This is a genomic window from Duganella guangzhouensis (assembly GCF_009674535.1).
In the GTDB taxonomy this organism is placed as follows: Bacteria; Pseudomonadota; Gammaproteobacteria; order Burkholderiales; family Burkholderiaceae_D; genus Rugamonas; species Rugamonas guangzhouensis.
Genome location: NZ_WKJK01000018.1, coordinates 126,117 through 148,118, shown reverse-complemented (window position 1 = coordinate 148,118; position 22,002 = coordinate 126,117). Strand labels below are relative to the sequence as shown.

20 protein-coding genes and 1 pseudogene are annotated in these 22,002 nt (G+C 62.1%); 11 read left to right on the top strand and 10 right to left on the bottom strand.

The window, feature by feature from the left end:
* The 8 genes and pseudogenes from GJ699_RS34770 to GJ699_RS27240 all read left to right on the top strand — a co-directional run.
* Positions 1-284, top strand: a pseudogene (locus tag GJ699_RS34770) (hypothetical protein); the annotation flags it as partial.
* Between the two features lie 63 nt (positions 285-347).
* The gene (locus tag GJ699_RS27270) at positions 348-1,319 is read left to right on the top strand and encodes a thymidylate synthase (protein WP_154382345.1); all 972 of its coding nucleotides are present in this window, start codon (positions 348-350) and stop codon (positions 1,317-1,319) included.
* Positions 1,316-2,014: an alpha/beta fold hydrolase gene (locus GJ699_RS27265; RefSeq protein ID WP_154382343.1), complete on the top strand. Its 699-nt coding sequence runs from the start codon at positions 1,316-1,318 to the stop codon at positions 2,012-2,014. The genes GJ699_RS27270 and GJ699_RS27265 overlap by 4 nt, the downstream gene beginning before the upstream one ends.
* Positions 2,001-2,699 (top strand): alpha/beta fold hydrolase, encoded by a 699-nt coding sequence (locus GJ699_RS27260; RefSeq protein ID WP_229262316.1) that lies wholly within the window; start codon positions 2,001-2,003, stop codon positions 2,697-2,699. Before GJ699_RS27265 ends, GJ699_RS27260 begins: the two co-directional genes overlap by 14 nt.
* Positions 2,696-3,169, top strand: a complete 474-nt coding sequence (yidD, locus tag GJ699_RS27255; protein ID WP_154382341.1) for a membrane protein insertion efficiency factor YidD — start codon at positions 2,696-2,698, stop codon at positions 3,167-3,169. The genes GJ699_RS27260 and yidD overlap by 4 nt, the downstream gene beginning before the upstream one ends.
* 39 nt (positions 3,170-3,208) lie before the next feature.
* Positions 3,209-3,691: a dihydrofolate reductase gene (locus tag GJ699_RS27250; protein WP_154382339.1), complete on the top strand. Its 483-nt coding sequence runs from the start codon at positions 3,209-3,211 to the stop codon at positions 3,689-3,691.
* 18 nt (positions 3,692-3,709) lie between these two features.
* Positions 3,710-4,282, top strand: coding sequence for a DUF4337 domain-containing protein (locus GJ699_RS27245; RefSeq protein WP_154382337.1), 573 nt, complete (start codon positions 3,710-3,712; stop codon positions 4,280-4,282).
* A gap of 195 nt (positions 4,283-4,477) precedes the next feature.
* Positions 4,478-6,730 carry an arginine/lysine/ornithine decarboxylase gene (locus tag GJ699_RS27240; protein ID WP_154382335.1) on the top strand — a complete coding sequence of 751 codons (2,253 nt, stop codon included), beginning with the start codon at positions 4,478-4,480 and terminating at the stop codon, positions 6,728-6,730.
* A gap of 119 nt (positions 6,731-6,849) precedes the next feature.
* On the opposite strand, the gene GJ699_RS27235 is transcribed toward GJ699_RS27240, so the two are convergent.
* Together GJ699_RS27235 and GJ699_RS27230 are read right to left on the bottom strand one after the other, a co-directional pair.
* Positions 6,850-7,581: a hypothetical protein gene (locus GJ699_RS27235; RefSeq protein WP_154382333.1), complete on the bottom strand. Its 732-nt coding sequence runs from the start codon at positions 7,579-7,581 to the stop codon at positions 6,850-6,852.
* Positions 7,582-7,642: 61 nt separating this feature from the next.
* A complete protein-coding gene (locus tag GJ699_RS27230) occupies positions 7,643-8,311 on the bottom strand; it encodes a Spy/CpxP family protein refolding chaperone (protein WP_154382330.1) in 669 nt (222 codons plus the stop codon).
* Positions 8,312-8,515: 204 nt separating this feature from the next.
* Here GJ699_RS27230 and GJ699_RS27225 point away from each other — a divergent pair, with 204 nt between their 5' ends.
* Positions 8,516-9,208, top strand: a complete 693-nt coding sequence (locus GJ699_RS27225; RefSeq protein ID WP_154382329.1) for a response regulator transcription factor — start codon at positions 8,516-8,518, stop codon at positions 9,206-9,208.
* A gap of 3 nt (positions 9,209-9,211) precedes the next feature.
* On the top strand, positions 9,212-10,933 hold the full coding sequence (locus tag GJ699_RS27220) for a HAMP domain-containing sensor histidine kinase (protein WP_154382326.1): 1,722 nt from the start codon (positions 9,212-9,214) through the stop codon (positions 10,931-10,933).
* On the opposite strand, the gene GJ699_RS27215 is transcribed toward GJ699_RS27220, so the two are convergent.
* From GJ699_RS27215 to GJ699_RS27200, 4 genes are all read right to left on the bottom strand, one after another.
* Entirely contained in the window at positions 10,923-11,288 is a 366-nt protein-coding gene (locus GJ699_RS27215; protein ID WP_154382324.1) for a FlxA-like family protein, read from the bottom strand. The genes GJ699_RS27220 and GJ699_RS27215 overlap by 11 nt on opposite strands.
* Positions 11,289-11,385: 97 nt before the next feature.
* The gene (dcd, locus tag GJ699_RS27210) at positions 11,386-11,955 is read right to left on the bottom strand and encodes a dCTP deaminase (RefSeq protein WP_154382322.1); all 570 of its coding nucleotides are present in this window, start codon (positions 11,953-11,955) and stop codon (positions 11,386-11,388) included.
* Positions 11,956-11,992: 37 nt separating this feature from the next.
* Positions 11,993-12,829, bottom strand: a complete 837-nt coding sequence (locus GJ699_RS27205) for an alpha/beta fold hydrolase (RefSeq protein ID WP_371867686.1) — start codon at positions 12,827-12,829, stop codon at positions 11,993-11,995.
* Positions 12,830-12,900: 71 nt separating this feature from the next.
* Positions 12,901-15,333 (bottom strand): DNA internalization-related competence protein ComEC/Rec2, encoded by a 2,433-nt coding sequence (locus GJ699_RS27200; protein WP_154382318.1) that lies wholly within the window; start codon positions 15,331-15,333, stop codon positions 12,901-12,903.
* Between the two features lie 104 nt (positions 15,334-15,437).
* Here GJ699_RS27200 and GJ699_RS27195 point away from each other — a divergent pair, with 104 nt between their 5' ends.
* Positions 15,438-15,998: a lysozyme inhibitor LprI family protein gene (locus GJ699_RS27195; protein WP_154382316.1), complete on the top strand. Its 561-nt coding sequence runs from the start codon at positions 15,438-15,440 to the stop codon at positions 15,996-15,998.
* Between the two features lie 52 nt (positions 15,999-16,050).
* Here the strand turns inward: GJ699_RS27195 and GJ699_RS27190 are convergent, their stop codons facing one another.
* From GJ699_RS27190 to GJ699_RS27175, 4 genes are all read right to left on the bottom strand, one after another.
* Positions 16,051-18,933 carry a TonB-dependent receptor gene (locus GJ699_RS27190; protein WP_154382314.1) on the bottom strand — a complete coding sequence of 961 codons (2,883 nt, stop codon included), beginning with the start codon at positions 18,931-18,933 and terminating at the stop codon, positions 16,051-16,053.
* A gap of 208 nt (positions 18,934-19,141) precedes the next feature.
* Positions 19,142-19,942, bottom strand: a complete 801-nt coding sequence (locus tag GJ699_RS27185) for a TatD family hydrolase (protein WP_154382312.1) — start codon at positions 19,940-19,942, stop codon at positions 19,142-19,144.
* A 3-nt stretch (positions 19,943-19,945) separates the two neighbouring features.
* Positions 19,946-20,635: a lipoprotein-releasing ABC transporter ATP-binding protein LolD gene (gene lolD, locus GJ699_RS27180; RefSeq protein WP_154382310.1), complete on the bottom strand. Its 690-nt coding sequence runs from the start codon at positions 20,633-20,635 to the stop codon at positions 19,946-19,948.
* Positions 20,628-21,893 (bottom strand): lipoprotein-releasing ABC transporter permease subunit, encoded by a 1,266-nt coding sequence (locus GJ699_RS27175; protein WP_154382307.1) that lies wholly within the window; start codon positions 21,891-21,893, stop codon positions 20,628-20,630. Before GJ699_RS27175 ends, lolD begins: the two co-directional genes overlap by 8 nt.
* Positions 21,894-22,002: the final 109 nt, after the last annotated feature.

The window sequence follows — 22,002 nt, the reverse complement described above, 5'->3', positions numbered from 1 at the left end:
GGCGCGGTGCGAGCGGCGCAGGCGGCTATGGCAGAGGCAGCGCTGATGGGGCAGCGCGCGGCTCGGGCGACGGCAAACGCAGCGCGGGCGGCCCGGGCGGCCGGTCGTCTGGTGGCGGCTACGCTGGCGGATCGCGCGACGGCAGCGGTTATGGTGGCAGCGGTGCGGCGCCCAAAGGTTCAGTGGTGGTGGCCAATGGCCGTGGCGCCAAATCGCAGGCCCGCGCGGACGGTCGCGCCAAGGCACAGCCGGGCGGCCGCAAGTCCAAGCCGGGATCGCGCTGACCCGCGTCCGGACGCCCTGATAAAATAACGAACTTTGAGCACCACCCCACGTTGGAGAACTGAATGCAGCAATACCAGGAATTGATCCAGACCGTCATCGACAGCGGCAGCTGGCAGGACAACCGCACCGGCATCCGCACGCTGAGCGTGCCGGGTGCGATGATGCGCTTCGACCTGACCAAAGGTTTCCCCGCCGTGACGACCAAAAAGCTGGCATTCAAATCCGTGGTGGGTGAGTTGTGCGCCTTCCTGCGCGCCTCGCGCAGCGCCGCCGATTTCCGCGCGCTGGGCTGCAAGGTCTGGGACCAGAACGCCAATGAAAATCAGCAATGGCTGGACAACCCCTATCGACTCGGCACCGACGACCTGGGGCCGGTCTACGGCGTGCAGTGGCGCCAATGGCCGGGCTACAAGCTGCTGGACGCCGACCAACCGGCACAAATCGCCAACGCCCAGAAAAACGGCTTCACCGTGGTCTCGCAACTGGAAGAAGACGGCGTACAGAAAGTCCTGCTCTACAAAGCCATCGACCAGCTGCGCGAGTGCCTCGACACGATCGTGAATAATCCGAGCAGCCGCCGCATCCTGTTCCACGGCTGGAACCCGGCCGTGCTGGATGCAGTCGCCCTGCCGGCCTGCCACCTGCTGTACCAGTTTATTCCGAACCCGACCACCAAAGAACTGTCGATGTGCCTCTACGTTCGTTCCAACGACCTTGGCCTGGGCACCCCGTTCAACCTGGCGGAAGGCGCCGCGCTGATGCACCTGGTTGGCCGTCTCACCGGCTACACGCCGCGCTGGTTCAGCTACTTCATTGGCGACGCGCACATCTACGAAAACCACATGGAGATGGTGCAGGAACAGCTGAAGCGCGAGCCGTTCCCGCTGCCGCAGCTGATCATCTCCGACCGCGTGCCGGCGTTCGCACAAACCGGCAAATACGAACCGGAGTGGCTCGAAAAAATCGAACCGACCGACTTCGCGCTGGACGGCTACCAACACCACGCGCCCATCACCGCAGCAATGGCCGTATGATGCGGCTCGACTTCGTCCCCGGCACCATGTGCGACCAGCGGCTATGGGGCAAGCTGGCGCCGCTGCTGCCAGACTACGTCGAACCGAATTACATCCCGCTGTACAAAGCCCGCACCCGCGCGCAGATGCAGTCGGTGATCGCCGCGCGCACCGCACCGCAGGCCCACATCGTCGCCTTCTCGCTGGGCGCCTACCTGGCGCTGGAGCATGCGCTCAACCATCCTGACCGCGTGGCCTCGCTGGTACTGATCTGCAGTTCCGCGCGCGCCCTGCGACCAGAGGAAAAAGAACGCCGTCAGCGCACCATGGCCGCGCTGGAGAAACACACCTTCGCCGGCATGCCCCCCAGCCAGCTGCGCAGCTTCGTCCATCCATCGCACATGGACGACAAGAGCGTCACCGAGGTAATCCAGCAGATGTCGCTGGACCTGGGCAAGGACGTGATGCTGGCGCAGTTTGTCGCCTCGATGGAGCGCGACGACCTGGCCGCACGCCTGGACGAATTGAAATGCCCGGTGCTGATCATCGGCGCCGAGGAAGACGCCATGGTCAGCGCCGACGATCTGCGCAACATGGCCGCGCAATCCTCGCGCGCCCAGCTCGACATCGTGCAAGGCAGCGGCCATATGATCCCGCTGGAAGCGCCGGAAAAACTGGCCGCCGCCCTCACCGCCTTTTACAATGACGCGACTTGATTTTGTTCCCGGCACCCTGTGCGATGAACGCATGTGGTACCGCCTGCTGCCATTGCTGGGCGATGGTTTCGAATTCAACCACGTGCCGCTGCATGAAGCGCGCTCGCGCACGGAGATGCAGACGCTGATCGGCGCCCACAGCGCGCCCAAAGCCAATCTGGTGTCGTTCTCGCTGGGCGCTTACCTGGCGGTGGAATACGCGCTGGCCAATCCAGAACGGGTGAATTCGCTGACCATCATCGCCAGTTCGGCCAAGGGATTGCAGGAAAAGGAAAAAGCCACGCGCCTGCGCATCATTCCGCTGCTGGAAAAGAACCACTACACCGGCATGACGCAAATGCGGCTGCGCGAAATCCTGGCGCCGGAACATCTGGACGATCCGGCCATCGTGGATGTGATCCAGGACATGGCAGTTGAACTGGGCAAGGACGTGCTGCTGACACAATTTCGCACCACCATCGAACGTCCGGACCTGATGCAGCGCACCGGCGAGCTTACGTGCCCGATCCTGATCGTCGCCTCCGAACAGGACAAGCTGGTACCCGCCGACGACATCCGCGAATTCACCACCTACAACCCCGCCGCCCGGCTGCACGTGCTGCAAGAAGGCACCGGCCACATGATCCCGCTGGAAGCACCACAGGTGCTGGCGGATTACATGCTGGACTTCTACCGCACCCTATGAAAGCGCTGGCACTGGCGGCCATTGCGTTCTACCAGCGCTACCTGTCGCCGCTGAAAGGCTTTTCCTGCGCTTTCCGCGGCCACACCGGGCGTGATAGCTGCTCCTGCTACGGCAGACGCGTGATTGCGCGCTATGGCGTGCTACGCGGACTGACGCTGCTCAACCGCAGGCTGACCGCCTGTGGCGCGGTTCATCGTCACCACCATCCGGCACCACCGCCAAGCCGCCTGCGCGCCCACTATCGTGCGCAAGCCGGGTTCTGTGATGTGCCCAGCTGCGATGTGCCCTCTTGCGATCTGCCATCCTGTCACCTGCCGCATTTGCCCTGCGACGGGGTCAATCCCTGCCAGCTACTGGACTGCGCCAGCAGCTGTGCCGATGGCCCAAGCTGCCGCGATTGGTGGCGCAATCGCCGCCGCAATAAAGACGATGCACTCTACGTGCGCATGCCGCCTCCCCCTGGTCTGTAATTTCAACGATAATAGCGCCTCCTTCGCGCACTTATCACCATGAGCCAACTCACCATCATCGTCGCCACCGACGCCCAGCGCGGCATCGGCATCAACAACACGCTGCCGTGGAAGCTGCCGGAGGATCTGGCACACTTCAAGCGCCTCACCACCGGCCACCCCATCATCATGGGCCGCAAGACCTTTGAGTCGATCGGCCGCCCGCTGCCGAACCGCCGCAACATCGTCATCACCCGTAACGCGGAATGGACGCACGAAGGCGTGGAAGTTGTCGGCTCCGTCGAGGCGGCGATTGCGCTGCTGGACGGCGCCGAAGGCTTCGTCATCGGTGGCGCTGAAATCTACCAACAGTCGCTGCATCTGGCGGACACATTGATTATTACGCAAATCGCCCATACCTTCGATTGCGATGCCTTCTTCCCGGCGCTCGACGCCAGCTGGCAGGAAACCGCGCGCGAGCCGCACGTTTCCGAGGCATCCGGTCTGCATTACGCTTTTGTCACCCTGCGCCGCAAGGCATAAGTTTTAAGAAGGATACCCATGTCTGGTCAAGGCTTCCACGTACACGGCCCGCACGATCACGCGGTCGAACACGCCGCGCACGGCAACGACGGCTTCTCCAACAACATCGCCGTGATGACGGCCATCCTGGCCACCGTCGGCGCGGCGTTCGGCTATCTGGGCGGCGCCACCCAGAACGAAGCGGCGCTGTACAAGAACAATGCCGCCATCGACAAAACCGAAGCGGCCAACAAATGGAACTACTACCAGGCCAAGAACGCGCGCCAGAACCTGGCCGAGGTGGTCATGACGCTGCCCGGCGTCGATCCCAAGCGTTACGAGGCCGACGCCGCCCGCTACAAGCACGACAAGGAAGAGATCAAGAAGGAAGCCGAGAAGTTCGAGGCATCCGCTCAGGAATGGAACCACAAGTCGGACGAGGCCATGCACAAGCACCATCAGTGGGCACTGGCCACCACCGCCGAGCAGATCGCCATCTCGCTGGCCGCGATCACCCTGCTGACCCGCAAGAAGTGGATGATGGGCCTGGCCTACGGCGTGGCTGGCGTCGGCCTGGTGCTGGGTGGCCTGGCCTGGTTTGCCGCTCACTAACGCAACATTGACTGAATAGCATGACACTGTAATCAGGGCGTCATGCATTTACGGCATTCTGGTACGATATTTTTTCCCGCAGCATCGCTATTTCTGCGAGAATCCCGTTCTTATTTTTTTGGCGACCTCACGGTCGCGCCCTAGCCCGCCCCCACCACATCCGGTCAGGGGGCGGCTGCCTTTTTGGAGACATGCATGAAATTTCGTTTCCCCATCGTCATTATTGACGAGGATTTCCGTTCCGAGAACACGTCCGGCCTGGGCATTCGCGCCCTGGCCGATGCAATGGAAAAAGAAGGCATGGAAGTGGTGGGCGTGACCAGCTATGGTGACCTGGCCCAGTTCGCCCAGCAGCAATCGCGCGCCTCGGCCTTCGTGCTGTCGATCGACGATGAAGAATTCGGCACCGGCTCGGTGGAAGACACCGACACCGCACTGAAATCGCTGCGTGCCTTCGTCGAGGAAATCCGCTACAAAAACGCCGACATCCCGATCTATCTGTACGGCGAAACCCGCACCTCGCGCCACATCCCGAACGACATCCTGCGCGAACTGCACGGCTTCATCCACATGTTCGAAGACACGCCGGAGTTTGTGGCCCGCCACATCATCCGCGAAGCCAAGTCCTATCTGGACGGCCTGGCGCCGCCGTTCTTCCGCGCGCTGGTGGAATACGCCAACGACGGTTCCTACTCGTGGCACTGCCCCGGCCACTCCGGCGGCGTGGCGTTCCTGAAATCGCCGATCGGCCAGATGTTCCACCAGTTCTTCGGTGAAAACATGCTGCGCGCCGACGTCTGCAACGCGGTGGAAGAGCTGGGCCAGTTGCTGGACCACACCGGCCCGGTCGCCAAGTCCGAGCGCAACGCCGCCCGCATCTTTAACGCCGACCACTGCTACTTCGTCACCAACGGCACCTCGACCTCGAACAAGATGGTGTGGCACTCGACCGTGGCGCCGGGCGACATCGTGGTGGTTGACCGTAACTGCCACAAATCGATTCTGCACTCGATCATCATGTGCGGCGCGATTCCAGTGTTCCTGATGCCGACCCGTAACAACCTCGGCATCATCGGCCCGATCCCGCTGGAAGAGTTCTCGATGGAGAGCATCATGCGCAAGATCGAAGCCAACCCGTTCGCGCGCGAAGCGGTGAACAAGAAGCCACGCATCCTGACCATCACCCAGTCGACCTACGACGGCGTGGTGTACAACGTGGAAACCCTGCGCGAGCTGCTGGACGGCCAGATCGACACCCTGCACTTCGACGAAGCCTGGCTGCCGCACGCCACCTTCCACGACTTCTACAAAAACATGCACGCGATCGGCAAAGACCGTCCGCGCGCCAAGGAGTCGATGATCTTCTCGACCCAGTCGACCCACAAGCTGCTGGCCGGCCTGTCGCAGGCCTCGCAGGTGCTGGTGCGCGAATCGGAAACCGTCAAGCTGGACCAGGACGCCTTCAACGAGGCTTACCTGATGCACACCTCGACCTCGCCGCAATACTCGATCATCGCCTCGTGCGACGTCGCCGCCGCCATGATGGAAGCGCCGGGCGGCACCGCGCTGGTGGAGGAATCGATTCTGGAAGCGCTGGACTTCCGCCGCGCCATGAAAAAGATCGACCAGGAATGGGGCAGCGACTGGTGGTTCAAGGTCTGGGGCCCGAACGAGTTCGCCGAAGAAGGCATCGGCACCCGCGAAGACTGGATCATCAAGGCGGAAGACGACTGGCACGGCTTCGGCAAGCTGGCGCCGGGCTTCAATATGCTGGACCCGATCAAGGCCACCATCGTCAACCCTGGCCTGTCGCTGGACGGCAAGTTCGACGAAACCGGCATTCCGGCCTCGATCGTCACCAAGTACCTGGCCGAGCACGGCGTGATCATTGAGAAGTGCGGCCTGTACTCGTTCTTCATCATGTTCACCATCGGCATCACCAAGGGCCGCTGGAACACGCTGCTGACCGCGCTGCAGCAATTCAAGGACGATTACGACAAGAACCAGCCGATGTGGCGCATTCTGCCGGAATTCGCGGCCGCCAATCCGGCCTACGAAAAAGTCGGCCTGCGCGACCTGTGCCAGCAAATCCACGACTTCTACAAAGCCTATGACGTGGCGCGCCTGACCACCGAGATGTACCTGTCGAACATGGTGCCGGCAATGAAGCCTTCGGACGCCTTCGCCAAGATGGCGCACCGCGAAATCGAGCGCGTCGCGATCGACGAGCTGGAAGGCCGCATCACCTCGATCCTGCTGACGCCTTACCCACCGGGCATTCCGCTGCTGATCCCGGGCGAGCGCTTCAACAAGACCATCGTTGACTACCTGCGCTTCGCGCGCGACTTCAACGAACGCTTCCCAGGCTTCGAAACCGACGTCCACGGCCTGGTCAAGCGCGAGGTCGACGGCAAACGCGGTTACTTCGTCGATTGCGTGAAGCAGTAACAGAACAAAAGGCAGCTTCGGCTGCCTTTTTCATTGGCGCTGACGCTGCGGCGTCACAATAAAAAAACGCCGCGAGGCCCGAAGGCATCGCGGCGTTTCGCGTTATTGCTGAGTCAGCGTTAAACCGTGGTGTTCACCAGGTTGCCGCTGGTGCCGTTGTGACCCACTTTGCTCGACAGCGCTTGCAGGAAGGCGGTCAGCTTGGAGGCAACATCGCTGCTGCTGGTGCTATCCGTGCTGCTGGTGCTGTCGCTGCTGTCGCTGCTGCTGACGCCCAGCTTGTCCAGCAGGTTGGAGAACGACGCTTCCAGCTGGTCGACGGCATCGCTGCTGTCGCTGCTATCGGTGCTGGTGGTGGTGGTGTCGGTGCTGTCCGTGCTGCTGCCCGAGCTCAGCTCGGAAATCAGGCTTTGCAGATCCGTCTCCATCTTGCCAGGACCGCCGGCCGCGCCCACCTGGTCGCCGTATGGCGGGGTGTCACTGCTGGTGCTGTCGGCGTTTTGTGCATGCAATGCGCCCATCAAGCTTTGCAGGAAGCTGCCGAGAGCGGCCGCCACATCGGTAGCATCGGTCGACGTGGTGTCGGTGCTATCGGTGCTGGTCGAGGCGGTCGAGGTATCGGTGCTGGTGCTGCTGCTGTCGGTCGAGCTGGTATCGGTGATACCGATCGACTTCAGCGCTTCGGCAATGGCGTCCGCGAAACCACCACCATCATCTGGTGGCGGCGGCGGTGGACGCACACCATCAGTGCTGCTGGTGCTGCTGGTGCTGTCGGTGCTGCTCGTGCTGCTCAGGCGGCTCAGATAGCTGAGTGCGCTGGCGGCGCTGCTGGAAAGGGCGCTTATTGACATACAATTCTCCGCTTATTAAGTTTTTAAAGGGGGTACTACGGGTACAACTCTGCAAAAAACGTTAAGGGCGCTGCGGATGGCGCGGCTTTTCGTCCGCTTGCTTCTTGCGCTGTTCCGGCGTCAGCACGGCCAGCAACTTTTGTTCAGTACGCACGCGCTGCAGCGCGATATTGGCTTCCGCGGTGGCGGCTTCCTTGGCCAACGCCGCTGCCTTGGCGTCGTCGTACTTGTCTGCTTTGGCCAGTTCACGCAGTGCTTCCGATGCCTTGCGGGCTGCTTTGCCCTGGTCGCGCAAGTAAGGAGCTTCTGCATGCAGAATGGCGAAAATCTTGTCTTCCTGGGCTTCGGTCAACTCGACGCCGTGGAAGAACGGTGACAGGCCGCCGCCGAAGCCGGGGCCAGGACCAAAACCGAAGCCTGGGCCAAAGCCGGGACCGCCGTTCGGGCCATGCTCGGGACCACCGTTCGGGCCGCCGTGTTCGCCGCCGCGTTCGCCACCTTGTTGCGGGCCGCGATGCTGCGGGCCTTCCTTGCCTGGGCCGCCCGGGCCACCAGGGCCTTCGTTGTCGCCGTCAAAGCCGCGTGGACCGGGGCCAGGTTCGCCCTGGGCCATCGGGGGTTGATCTGCGCCTAACTCGTCGGCGCGGGCAGCGCCGCCGATCGCAAACAGCGGCATCGCCAAAACGGCTGCCAGCAGGAGGTTTCGTACATTTGGTGTGGATGTCTTCATGCCCATGTTTTCCTTGATTGGTAATGGCCACTATATTCATCCCTCACCGTGTAAAGTGGCGTTAGGGCAACGTAAATCAGAGTAAAGAGTGACGTTCTGACACTTAATTGCAACACAGAAATGCGTTGTAAAAGCGGGTAAAACGCCCCGCTTCATAGAGGGAGGCTGTTATGATGAGCGATCTGTATCCATAGAAAATGCGCAATGAAGAGCAAAGTACTGCTGATAGACGACGACATCGAACTGGTGAGCATGTTCCAGGAATACCTGGAGCAAGAAGGCTTTGATGTAAAAACCGTGCACGACGGCGAAGCTGGCACCGCTGAAGCTTTCACCGGCATGTATTCGATCGCCATTCTGGACGTGATGATGCCGCGCATGAACGGACTGGAAACGTTACGCCGGATTCGCACCAACAGCCAGTTGCCGATCCTGATGCTGACCGGCCGCGGCGACGACACCGACCGCATCGTCGGCCTGGAACTGGGCGCCGACGACTATGTGGCCAAGCCCTGCACGCCGCGCGAGCTGACCGCCCGCATCCGCGCCATCCTGCGCCGCGCCCAAAGCGCGCCGGCCGACAGCAGCCAGCAGACCGCCATCACGGTCGGCCAGCTGACCATGTGGCCGGAACAGCGCCGCGCCACCTGGGCCGGCACCAAGCTGGAACTGACCAGCACCGAATTCAATCTGCTGGAAGTGCTGGCGCGCAACGCCGGCCGTCCGGTCAGCAAGAACACCCTGTCCGAGCAAGGCCTGGGCCGCCCGCTGGCGCGCTTCGACCGCAATATCGACGTCCACCTGAGCTCGCTTCGCCACAAGCTCGGCACCATCGCCGACGGCCGCTCCTGCCTGCAGACTGTGTACCGACTCGGCTACCAGCTGATCAAGGAGTAAGTCTTGGGTCGTTTGTTCTGGAAGTTTTTCCTGTGCATATTTCTGGCGCAGCTTGCGGCAACCGTCGGTATCGGCGGCGCGGTGTGGTTGAAGAACCGCAACCAGCAATCGCAACAAGTCAGCCTGGACACCAGCCCGCCAGCTGAAATGGCGATCAACGCCGCCGCCTCGACGCTGGAATTCGGCGGCGTCAAGGCACTGCACCGGATGCTGGAGAACATGGAACGCCACCGCGTCTATGCGGTCGACGAACAGGGTCATGAAATCCTCGGCCGCATGGTCAATCCGCAGATGCTGCAAGAGTCGCGCGCGCGGCTGAAGGATCAGGTGCGGCGTGCCGTGCGCCAGGTCGGCGGCGACGACGGCAAGCGTTATCTGCTGTTCCTGCCGTCCGGCGAGCGCGAGCGCGGTCTGGATGACAATCGCCAGTTGCTGGCCAACCTGGGCGGCGGCACGCAGATGGCGATGAAGGCGGCCTCGGTGCTGCAGGATAGCCTCGACGATCGCCGTGATGACCGTCGCGACAACTTCAAGCGCAACGACGAGCGCGGCGCCCGGCCGCCGCAAAACCAGATGCCGGGCCGCCCGCCCGGCCTGGATGGCAACAACAATGCCGGCAACGCCGCCGCGCCCGGCGCCCAGGGTGGCCCCGGCGCGCCCGGCACCATGCCGGCGCTGGATGGCGCCCAGAACAACGATAACCGCGCGCCCTTCCCTGGCCCCGGTCCGGATGGCGCTTCGCCTATGCCGGGCATGATGGGCCCCGGCGGCATGCCGGACGGCCGCGATATGAACGGCGACCGGCCATGGGGTCCACGCTTCCAGCCGCTGGGGCCGTGGGTGCCGATCGCCGCCGCCACGCTGGCCAGCCTGCTGTTCTCGGTGTTGCTGGCCTGGTATTTCTCGCGTCCGATCCGCGCCCTGCGCGAAGCGTTTGACGCCGCCGCCAACGGCGACCTGTCGCCACGCTTTGCCGACGCCACCGGCAAGGCCGGCAATGAGCTGAACGATCTGGGCCGTGATTTCGACATCATGACGGCGCGTCTGCGCAACCTGATCGACGGCCAGACCCGGCTGCTGCACGATGTATCGCACGAATTGCGCTCGCCGCTGGCACGGCTGCAGGCGGCGATCGGCCTGGCGCACCAGAGCCCGGAAAAGATCAACGCCTCGCTGGAGCGCATCGAACGCGAAAGCGTGCGCATGGACAAGCTGGTGGGCGAACTGCTGACGCTGGCCCGGCTGGAAGCCGGCGCCATCAAAGCTTCGCAGGAACAGATCGCCATGGCCGATTTGCTGGAGCAGATTGCCGACGACGCCCGCTACGAAGCGGCCAGCCAGCAGCGCACCGTGGTACAGGAAGGCGAAGCGGATGTGCAAGTGATCGGCCAGTCGGATCTGCTGGGCCGCGCGATTGAAAATGTGGTGCGCAACGCCATCAAGCACAGCCCTGAAGGTGGTGAAGTGCAGTTGCAGGTGCGTTCGCTGCCGGAAGCCAGTCAGCTGGTGATCCGCGTGCTGGACCGTGGTCCGGGCGTGGCGCCGTCCGATCTGGAAACCATCTTCCAGCCCTTCTTCCGCTCCAGCAATGCTGGCACCGAAGGCCACGGCCTGGGCCTGGCGATCGCCCAGCACGTGATCGAGGCGCACGGTGGCAGCATCAAGGCCACCAACCGCGCCGGCGGCGGCCTGTGCGTCGAAATGATCCTGCCGGTTAAGCGGTAGTATCGATCACGCTGCCGAGGGTGGCGTAGCGCTTGTCGCTGCTGCTGCCCGAACTGTCCTGCTTCGCGGCTTGTTCGGCCTGTTTGGCCTCTGCCTGTTGCTGCGCCTGCTGAGCCGCCTTCTGAGCGGCTTGCGCCTGCAACTGCTGGATCTGCTGCTCGATCGCCTGAATTTGCGTCTGCAGCAGCTTGGCTTTCTGCTCGCCGGCTTCGGAAGTATCCGCGCTGGCATCCTTCAGCTGGTCTTGCAGCGATTTCAATTGTTTCTGCAGCGCCGCAATGGTGCTGGCGCTATCCGAACTGCCGGCACTGCTGGTGCTGGCTGTCGAGGTACTGGAACTGACTGCCGTAACCATCTCATCCTCCCACTTTAGTTCATTTATGAGATTGTTATCGGCAAAACAAAAGGGCTCCGTAGAGCCCCAATTGTAAAGAACTGTAAAACTGGCGCGATCAGGTCTTCGGCAGCGTCACGCCGACCTGACCCTGGTATTTGCCGCCACGGTCCTTGTAAGAAACCTCGCACACCTCGTCGGATTCGAAGAAGAGCACCTGCGCCACGCCTTCGTTGGCGTAGATCTTGGCCGGCAGCGGCGTGGTGTTGGAGAATTCCAGCGTCACATAGCCTTCCCACTCTGGTTCGAACGGGGTGACGTTGACGATAATGCCGCAACGCGCATAGGTCGATTTGCCGAGGCAGATGGTCAGCACGTTGCGCGGAATGCGGAAGTATTCAACCGTGCGCGCCAGCGCGAACGAGTTCGGTGGAATGATGCAGTAGCCCTTGCCGGACACGTCAACGAAGTTGTTGGCGTCAAAGTCCTTGGGGTCGACGATGGTGGTGTTGATGTTGGTGAACAGCTTGAACTCGTCGGCGCAGCGAATGTCGTAGCCGTAGCTGGATGTCCCGTAGGAAACAATCTTCTGGCCGTCGCGCTGTTTGACCTGACCCGGTTCGAACGGTTCGATCATTCCATGCTGCTCCGCCATCCGGCGTATCCATTTATCGCTTTTAATCGTCATCGCAACACAACCCTAAAATTTTACAATGCCCGAGATTTTACGCTAAAGCCTCTCTTTTAAGAACTTTTTTACCAGCTTGCTCCGACAGCAAATCCACAATCATTTCGCGCGTGGCCTGGGCGGCGACGGCCGGATTCTCCATCGGGAACAAATGGCCGCCGCGCACGATGCGGAAATGGCGCCCCACCAGCGCCTGCGTGTGCTTGTGGCCGGACTGGCTGGTTTCCCACGAATTGTCGCCGCCGATAAAGCCGACCGGCACCGGATAGCCCTTGCGCAGCAAGCGCGGCAAGTGATGCGGCAAGGTCGCGTAGACGGCGGTTTCGTGTTCGCGGGTATAGCGCAGCTGCACGCCTTCCGGATGCGGCTTGAGGCCGCTGTCGATGTAATCGGTCAGCACACCGGGCGCCCAGACCGCAAACAGCTCCTTGGCGGCGAAATGTTCGTAGGCCGCTTGCGCGCTGGGCCAGACGTTGCGGCGGCGGATGGAGAACTTGGCCGGCGGCACCTTGTACGCCTTGCCCAGCCGCTTCAGCAAATGCCAGGCGAAGGCGCGCCAACCGCCGACCACCGGCGCGTCCAGCATCACCACGCAGCGCACCAGATCCGGCCGCTGATGCGCCACCATCATGCTCAGCATGCCGCCCAGCGAGTGGCCGACCAGAATCACCGGTTCATGGTAGCGGGTAGTCAGTTCGTGGATGTATTCGTCGACCAGATGCGGCCAGCCATCGCTGACCGGATAACGCGGATTGTGGGCATGCATGTCCAGCGACTGGATATCGAAATCCTGGGACAGCAGCGCGAAAAACTGGCGGTAGACGCCCGCCGGATAGCTGTTGGCGTGCGCGAAATGCAGCTTGGGCTTGCTCACTGGCAGTCTCCGTTATGGTTGTTTTCGGCCAATTGTAATAGCACTTGCTGCGGGGCGCTGGTGGAAACGTTCTAATTTCGCCAATAACGGCGTTGTTGCTCACGGTAGCTGGTGATGGTGATATCGGTGCCAAAATCAAGCGTGATCGCGCCTTGGCGGTCGGTACGGTAGCGCTGGATGTTCAGCGCGCCATAGCGCTCGTAGACTTCCAGCTTAGGGTGGCGGTAGCGGTTGCGGTGTCCGACCTGGAAAATCGCGGCTTGGGGCCGCACCGCCATCAGAAAGCCTGGCGTGGAGCTGGTGCCGCTGCCGTGGTGCGGCGCCAACAATACATCGGCGCGCACGGCGGCCGTGTCGCGCGCCATCAGTTCGCCCTCCTCGGCCGCTTCGATGTCGCCCGCCAGCAGCATCGATTTGCCGCCGGCGGTGATTTTCAGCGTGCAGCTGCGGGCGTTGGGCTTGAGGCTGGTTTCGGCGTAGCTGGCTGGATGCGGGTGCAGCATCTCGAAGCGGACGCCATCCCAATCCCAGCGCTGGCCGGCGGCACAGTGCACATGCTGGCGCGCCGCTAACGCAATGGCGTGATGCGGCGACAGCGATGACAGCACCCAGCCGGTACGCATGCCATCCAGCACGGACAGCGCGCCGCCGGCATGGTCGGCATCGCTGTGGGACACGATGATGCCGTCCAGCGCGTTGATGCCGCGCGCGCGCAAATACGGCAGGATCACACGGTTGCCGGCGTTGGATTCCGGGCTGTAGGCCGGGCCGGCGTCGTACAGCAGCCGGTGTCCGCTGGTTTCGATCAGCAACGCCATGCCCTGCCCCACGTCGAACGCCGTGACGGTCATGTGTCCGGGCTGAGGATGGGATGGTTCGGCGGCCAGCAACGGTATCCAGGTCGCCATGCCCAGCCAGCGTGATGGCCAGCCACGCGGCGCCAGCAACCAGATGGTGCCGAACATGGCCCAGCAGAACAACCAGAACGGCGGCACCGGCGCACTCCACACGGCGTAGCGCATGGCGCTGAACCATTGCAGACATTCGGCCAGCGCCAGCACCAGGCCATGCGCGATGCCAAGCACCGGCACGGCCAGCAGCGGCGGCAGCAGGCTGCCGACCAGCGCAAGCGGCGTCACCACCAGACTAATCAGCGGAATCGCGACCGCATTGGCGAGCGGACTGACCACGGAGACCTGGCCGAACAGCAGCATGGTAATCGGCACCAGTCCCAGCGTGACGGCGTACTGCGTGTGTGCCCCCACGCGCAAGCTGATCCAGAAACGCTCACGACGCGTCAGCGGCACCGGGACGTGCGGTGCGCGCGGATCGGGCGGCGCGCTGCGCGCACGCGGTGGCATGGTGCGGCCCAGCGTCGCGTACAAAATCACCGCCACCGCGCCGAACGACAGCCAGAAGCCCGGCCACAGCACCGCCCACGGATCGATCAGCACCACCACACCCAGCGCCGTGCACAACACATGCGAAATGCTGGTCAAACGGTTGCACCATAACGCCAGCGCCACCACCATCAGCATGTACAGCGTGCGCTGGGCTGGCACGCCAAAGCCGGCCAGCAGCACATACAGCAACGCGACCGCCGCGCCCACCAGCGCAGCCACCTTTTGCGCCGGCAGCCGCAGCGGCAACTGCGCGCGCGTGAAGAAGGAGTGGCGCCACAGCGTGTACGCCATCCACGCGAACAAGCCCGCCACCATGGTAATGTGCAGTCCGGAGATCGAAATGAGGTGCCCGATGCCGGTGCGGTTGAACACCTGCCAGTCCGCCTGGTCGATGCCGCGCTGATCGCCCACCACCAGCGCGACGATCACTCCCGCATACGGTTTGCCGGGCAGCGCGGCGAGTATCCGCTGCCGCAGCGCCGCGCGGCTGCGCTCGACCAGATTGCCGATGCTGAACACAAAGCCGTCCAGCCGCCGGTTACCCGGCGCCACCCGCACATAGCCAGTAGCGCGGATGCCCTGCTCCAGTAGCCACGCTTCGTAATCGAATCCATAGGGATTGGCATTGCCGTGCGGACGTTGCAAGCGCAGCGTGAGCCGCCAGCGTTCGCCCGGCTGCAGGTCTGGCACATCATTCACCTGCTCGCGATAGCCCGAATACCAGGAAATCGCCAGCTTCGGCGGCACCGGCACGTCAGACCGCTCCACCGCGAAATTGAACCGCACGCCCTGAGAGAAACGGTATGGCAGATTATCGATGGTCCCCACCACCGCAATATCCCGCCCCTCATCCACCTCCGCCAATTGCGGCGCCAGCGCCACATGCGCCAGCCATGCGGCCCAAAGAAAACCGGCAACGGCACCACAGCCCAGCGCCAACGCTGCGCCAAAGCGACAAATGCGCCGCGCCAGCACGCGCCATGCCGCCAGTGCCGCCAGCACACCGCAGCCAGCAACGACCATCATCGTCAACGACGGCAACACGGCCAGCGTCTGTAACCACCCCGTGCCAATAGCCAACCCGATCAGCGCCATCCGCATAGCATCCTCCTGACTTTAGCGATACTATTTCGGCAATGACGTTGGATTGATCTATATCATGTCACTCTTACTTAACCCAATACGAACAGAGGCCGCGTTGAAAAATGGCGACAGCCTACAAAGCCGCCAGACAGGCACCATCTGATTGGGGGCCTTTGGATGGCACATTTCAGCGTAACTGGCTCAAGGAACGGAACCAATGCGGTGATGCGAACTGCCTGTTACAGGCGTACAAGCAGCAAATCCATTTTATTGAAATGATCGTACCGGCACCTCCAATCTCAGGCACATATCAGCATACTGGATGGTGCGTCACAAATTATGGCAGCGGGATAGCCGATGCAGCGCAATGGGGACCATGCGATAAAGACCCTGTGAACACCCTGCAAATCAAAGCACTAGATACAAGCGAATACGCTGTCTGGTTTGAATTCACCAGCTTCGCCAGCACGCCATCTTACTGTCGTTTCTCAGGCATCTTCTCCCGCAATGGCGATAGGTTGGAGCTAAGCACGCCGTATAAGGCGCTTGCCTGTAAGCTGAAGATTCACATACTAAAAGATAAATTCGTTTTTGAAGACGAAGGCCGGACCTGTCATGAGGACTTCTGCGACGGGCACAATCTTAGTATCGATAAATACGAATTCTCAAGAAATAAAAAATAACGGCGGCAAACCAAATGGTTTGCCGCCGCAAAGGAGTACCTATAAGGTCAGCTTACATCTTCCAGCGCAAGCCGACCGCGACCGAACGTCCTATCTGGAGCGTACCGAAATTGGTCTGCTGGGCGTTACCCGCATCGCCAAAGTGGTAGTACTGCTGCTGCATTTCGTTGGTCAAGTTGACGCCACTGATATCGACCGACATGTTGTCGTTGATTTTGTAGGAGATTTGCATGTCCACGCTCTTTTCCGGATGGCGCCAGATACCAATCGGATTGGCAAACAAGGCGGCTTCGTTGCTGGCCAGGAAGCCGGAGCGCCAGACGTAGGACAAGCGCGCGCTGACCGGGCCCTTCTCGTACGCCAGAGTGGCGTTGTAGGAGCTGTTCGACACGCCGAAGAACGGCGTCTCCAGCTGGGCGACGATCTCGCCGGCATCATTGGCGTCGGGCACGTTCTGCGACGAGTGGAGTCGCGTGTAGCTACCCTGGAATCCCAGGCCGTCCAGCAGGCTCGGCAACCCTTTCGGGAAGTAGATCAGGCCAAGCTCGGCGCCACTGATCTTGCCGTCGGAGGCGTTGACCGGCGAGTTGATGACGTAGTCATAGCCGTTGGTATGGTCGCCACCCGAGGTCGAGTTGCGGAACGGATCGTCCGCAGCATCGACGTGTATCTTGTGACGCAAGCTCACCACCAGGCCGTCGATCTTGCGCTTGAACAAAGTGCCGTAGAGTGCGCTGTCCTTCTGGAAATACCACTCCGCCGTCAGATCGAGATTCTTGGAGCGCGTCGGTTTCAGGTCCGGATTGCCGCCGCTACCCGAGCCATAACCCACCTTCGACACGTCGTCACCGAGTTGCAGGACCGGATTCAGATCACCGAAGTTCGGACGGCGCAGGGTTTCACCATAGTTCAAGCGCACCACCACATCCTTCGACGGGTCGTAAATCAGGGTCGCGCTAGGCAGCAGCTTGCTGGTCGACTTGCTGGCACTGGACGTCGAGACCGCCTTGGTGGTGGCATCCACCTTGTAGAAGGTCATATCGGTATTGACCTTGACGTAGCGCACGCCAAAATTGCCACGCAGGCGACGGCCGAACAGGTCGTTTTGGGTATTCCCCATCAGGAACAGGTTGGTCGTCTTTTCTTCGACCTCGAAGGTCTTCTGCAGGCTCAGCTGGTCCGTGGTCAGGAAGTTTGGATCGACCGAGTTATACAGCTTGCGCCATTCGTCGATATGGTCGCGGATGTAGTAGGCATTAGGCTCCAGCCAGGTGCGCGGAACGTCCGAGAGGGCCGTGCCGAAGCCGGAGTTGGTGGAGTAATACGCCGAATCCAGCGTGGCAAGGTTACGGCCCAGGTAGGCCGATTGGCTCCGGCTGGCTTCCGACGCCTTGCGGTCGTCGAAGCGCGCGCCGAAGTGCACCGTCTGGAGCGCCCCCCAGTCGGCATCATAGACGCCCGCCAGACTACCCGTCGCGGCGCTGCCCTTGTTGCGGTTGGCGTTATCGTAGAACTGCGCAACATTCCACTTGGTCGGGTCGGTCAGGTCGGCGTCGTTATTGAAATGGAACGACGTGTTGCCGCCGCCGGAATTGAAGTCGACGTTGATGGAAGGTGCGACGCGATCAATCCGGGTGGCGGTGAATTCCGAGTGATAGGTGCTGGTCTGGTACGACAGATCACCTTCCAGCTTCAGGCGGTCGCCCAGGTTCCACTTGCCGTTCAGGGCATACACGTAGGAATCGGTGGCCGACGTGGTGTAGTCGCCGCTGTTGAAGCCATAGACGTTATTGACGGTACGGGTCTTGATAATGTTGGTGCCCGGGTAGGTCGTAATCGTCCCTGCGGGATTGGTGCCGAGATCGCCCCACCAATCAACAAAGCTGAACAGCAACTGGTTGAAGGCCTTGTCACGATAACCGTTGTACATCGATTCGAAGGTGTAGACCGAATCGCTGTTCGGTTTCCACTGCAAGGCGATATTGGCGGCTGGGCGCTCGCGTTCGCCCTGCAGGTCGCTCTGGAAAACGGCGTCACGCGACAGGTAATACGGATAATCTTTGCCGTTGAAATTCAGCGTTGAACCCGCCGCCGTCGGCAAGCCGGTATGGGTGCCAGGGGTCCAGATGCTGGTGTCGGTGATGCGCTGCAGCGGCGTGTAACCGGCCGCATCTTCGGCCGCATTGGGGCTGGCGAACGGCACCATCGCACCCGGCGTCACGCTTTCATTGCGGTACTTCGTCCTGCTGGCCGACAGATTGACCAGAGCGCCAACTTCGCCGATGCCGGTTTCCCAGCGGTTGCTTAACAGAGCGCTGAGCTGCGGGTTGGCTTGTTTCGCCGGATCGAGATAGGTTTCACGCGCCGAAACCGACACTTTCGGCCCCTTGAAATCGAATGGCCGCAGCGACTTGACATCAACCTGGCCGGCAATGCCGGTGTCCAGCTGGCTGGCGTCGCGCGTCTTGTAGACATCAATCTGGCGCACCAGCGTAGAGGGAATGTCCTGCAGCGCGACCTGGGTGCCGGACGCGGTAAAGATATTGCGGCCGTTCCAGGTGGTTTGGACGTCGGGCAGACCGCGAATCGACAAGGTGCCGACTTCGCCGCCGGCGCGGTTGGTGACCTGAACCCCGGTCACGCGCTGCAGCGCTTCGACGACATTGTTATCGGGCAGCTTGCCGATGTCTTCGGCAACCACCGATTCGACCACCTGGTCGCTGGTGCGCTTGATCGCCAGGCTCTTGATCAGCGATGCCTTGACGCCCGTGACCACCACGGTGGTGTCAGGCGCCGGCTCCGTCTGTTCGGCGGCTGCTTGCGCCCACACCGAGGCGCTGCTGAGCACGCCTGCGCCCAACAGCGCGGCAACGGAGATTTTCAAATAGAGTGGACGTGCGAGGATAGCCGCGGCGCGGCCGGATGGATCGTACATATAGTCTCCCTTGTGATATTTTTTTTGCAGTGCTGAACACCGCTTGAAAATCATCTTATGGAGATTGCAACATCCAATCCAATCAATTTTAATTGCTGTTCGATATTGTTTTAAGTATCACCTCGGCTGCAACGCCCATGGACAAACGCCGCAGGCGACCAGCTTGCGATGGCGCGCCTGCGGCGTATTTGCAACGTTAATCGTTTTCTTATCCGACCAGATCCGTTAATCGCGGGATGGCGGCATGGGCGTTGGCCGTGGTGGCGGCCGCGATCTGTTCCGGCGTCAGGCCGCGCAGCTCGGCCAGCACGGCGCCGATACGGGGAATCTGGTCCGGACTGTTGCGGCCCGGATGGACCCAGGCCGGCGAAATATCGGGCGCGTCGGTTTCCAGCACTATCGCTTCCAGCGGCAATTCGGCCGCCAGGCGGCGGATCTGCAAGGCGCGGGTAAAGGTCATGGCGCCGCCGAAACCCAGCTTGAAGCCGAGCTCGATATAGGTGCGCGCCTGCTGCTCGCTACCGTTGAAGGCGTGGGCGATGCCGCCAGCCGGCGCGATCTGCCGCACATGCTTGAGGATCACGTCCTGCGAGCGACGCACATGCATCAGCACCGGCAAGCCGAATTCACGCGCGATTTTCAGCTGCTCGCGGAAGAAAAACACCTGCTTCTCGCGCATCGCCGGCTCGGTCAGCATGGGGATGAAGAAATCAAGGCCGATCTCGCCGATGGCGACAAAGCGCGCATCGGCCATGGCGGCGGCCACCGTCTCGCGCAACACGCGCAAATCGTCTTCAACCGCGTTCGGTACATAGATGGGGTGGATGCCCAGCGCATAACAGGCATTGTCGACGCTGGCCGCCAACTGGGCCACGATGGGGAAATTGGCGGTTTCCACCGCCGGCATCACGATCATCTCCACCCCTTGCCGCCGCGCCAGCGCGGCCTGAGCCGCCGATTCACTGCCGAATTCGTGGGCATCCAAATGGCAGTGGGTGTCGATCCACATGGCTTACGCCTCGTCCGCCTGCAATCCCTGTTCGGTCATGCGCAGCACGCGGTCGCAACGGCGCGCCAGTTCGATGTCGTGGGTGACGATGACAAACGCCGTGCCCGACGTGCGCGACAATTCCAGCATCAGGTCGAAAATCTGCTGCGCGGTGGCGTGATCGAGGTTGCCGGTCGGTTCGTCGGCCAGCACGCAGGCAGGTTGCGTCACCAGCGCGCGCGCCAGCGCCACCCGCTGCCGCTCGCCGCCGGACAGCTCGCCCGGCACGTGGGTGACGCGCTTGGCCAGGTTGACGCGGCTGAGGATCTGCTGCGCCGCCGATTCCGCCTCGGCGCGCTTGACGCGGCGTATCATCAACGGCATGGCGACATTGTCCAGCGCGCTGAATTCCGGCAGCAGATGGTGGAACTGATAGACGAAGCCCAGCGAGCTATTCCGCAGATCGCCGCGCGCGGTCTCGCTGAGGCTGGCGAAATCCTTGCCTTGCAAGGTCACGCTGCCCTTGGTTGGTGTGTCGAGGCCGCCCAGCAGGTGCAACAGCGTCGACTTGCCGGAGCCGGATGCGCCAACGATGGCCACGCGCTCGCCGCGCCGCACGTCAAGATCAATGCCGGCCAGTACTTGCACCGAATACGAGCCCTGGGTGAAGGTTTTGCCGAGGTTGCGGCAAGACAGAACAATCGGCTCACTCATAGCGCAACGCCTCCGCAGGTTTCACGCTCGCCGCCCACCAGCTCGGGTAGATGGTGGCCACAAAAGCCAGCACCACGGCCACGCCGCCAATCTTGGAGACATCCGGCCAGCGCAGGTCCGACGGCACGGTGCTGATGTAGTAGATATCCTTCGACAAGAACTGCACTCCCAATAAATGTTCAATAAACGGCACGATGACGTCGATGTTCAGCGCCACCAGCACACCGCCAGCCACGCCCAGCGCGGTGCCGAGGATGCCGACCAGCGCGCCCTGGATCATGAAGATCTTCATGATCGAGCGCGGCGAGGCGCCCAGCGTGCGCAGGATGGCGATGTCGGCTTGCTTGTCGGTCACCGTCATCACCAGCGTCGAAACCAGGTTGAACGCCGCCACCGCGATAATCAGCGTCAGGATGATGAACATCATGCGCTTCTCGGTCTGCACGGCGGCGAACCAGTTGGCGTTGAGTTTGGACCAGTCGCGCACCACCAGATCGCCCGGCATCGACGCCTTCAGCTCCTGCGCCACGTCCGGCGCCCGGTGCATGTCCTGCAAGCGCAGCCGCAAACCGGCCGGCGCATCGATGCGCAGCAGCTTTTCAGCGTCGGTCAGGTGGACGAAAGCCAGCGCCGAGTCAAATTCGTTGTGCCCGGCCTCGAAGATGCCCACCACGGTGAACGAGCGCAAACGCGGAATCACGCCGGCCGGCGTGGTCTGGCCCTGCGCCAGCGCCAAGGTCACCTTTTCGCCCAGGTTCACGCGCAGCGCGCGCGCCAGCTCGATGCCCAGCACGATATTGTACGCGCCCGGCTGCAGCGCGCTGAAGCTGCCGCGCCGGGTTTGCTTGGCGACGTCGGACACATTCGGCTCTTCGGCCGGCAGCACGCCGCGAATCACGGCCGGGCGCAGCACGTCTTCGCGCACCAGCATGCCCTGGGTTTCGGCAAATGGCGCCGTGCCGATCACTTCCGGATTCTTGCGCGCGGCGGCGGCCTCGGCCTGCCAGTTCGGCATCACACCGCTGGCGTCGAACACCTCGACATGGGCCAGCACCGACAGCATGCGGTCGGTGACTTCCTTCTGGAAGCCATTCATTACCGACAGCACCACGATCAGCGCCGCCACGCCGAGGCCGATGCCAGCCATCGAAATCAGCGAGATAAACGAGATAAAACTGTTCCGTCCGCTGCGCTTGCCGGCGCGCGTGTAGCGCAGGCCGACCCGCCATTCGAACGGCAAATTCTTGACAATACTCATGGGCTCCAGGGGAGGATCAAACGTAACAAGCCCGCAGTGTGCCATACAAACGCACTTTCATGGGTGAAACACCCCACCCCGGCCGATAAAAAAACCGCGCCCGGCAGCA